Consider the following 774-nt stretch of genomic DNA (forward strand, 5'->3'; position numbering starts at 1 on the left):
TAACTAACTATGGTCCTGATAATGCTACTGGTTTGGTTATTACTGATAAATTAGATACTAGATTAATATACATTAACAGTACATCTCCAAGATTTACTTACTATGTTGCAAGTACTGGTGTTTGGAATATTGGTAGTTTGGCTAATGGTGAGAGTATTGTTTTGGATATTCTTGTTCGTTTGAATGGTACTGGTAGTATTGTGAATATTGCTAATGTTACTAATGTTACTGAGAATAATACTGGTAATAATAGTAGTACTCCTGATAATGAAACTAATATTACTGTTGTTCCTACTGTGAACATTAGTGTTGTTAAATCTTCTAATGTGTCTGGTAATGTCTTAAATGGTGCTTATATCTTGTACACTATTAATGTGACTAATTTCGGTCCTGATAATGCTACTGGTTTGGTTATTACTGATAAGTTAGATACTAGATTAATATACATTAACAGTACAACTCCAAGGTTTACTTTCTATGTTGCAAGTACTGGTGTTTGGAGTATTGGTGCTTTGGCTAATGGTGAGAGTATTGTTTTGGATATTCTTGTTCGTTTGAATGGTACTGGTAGTATTGTGAATATTGCTAATGTTACTAATGTTGGTGAGAATAATACTGGTAATAATAGTAGTAATCTTGATAATGAGACTAATATTACTGTTGTTCCTACTGTGAATCTTAGTATTGTTAAATCATCTAATGTATCTGGATCTGTTTTGAATGGTGCATTTGTTTTATATGCTATTAATGTGACTAATTTTGGTCCTGATAATG

The 774-nt window shown here is 31.1% G+C and carries 1 protein-coding gene; it reads left to right on the forward strand.

The genetic code is table 11. From position 1 onward, the window contains the following. A partial coding sequence (locus MBCUR_RS03145) for a DUF11 domain-containing protein (protein WP_157077623.1) occupies positions 1-774 on the forward strand: 774 nt, incomplete at both ends.

Origin of the sequence: Methanobrevibacter curvatus (assembly GCF_001639295.1) — an archaeon.
Taxonomy (GTDB): Archaea; Methanobacteriota; Methanobacteria; order Methanobacteriales; family Methanobacteriaceae; genus Methanoflexus; species Methanoflexus curvatus.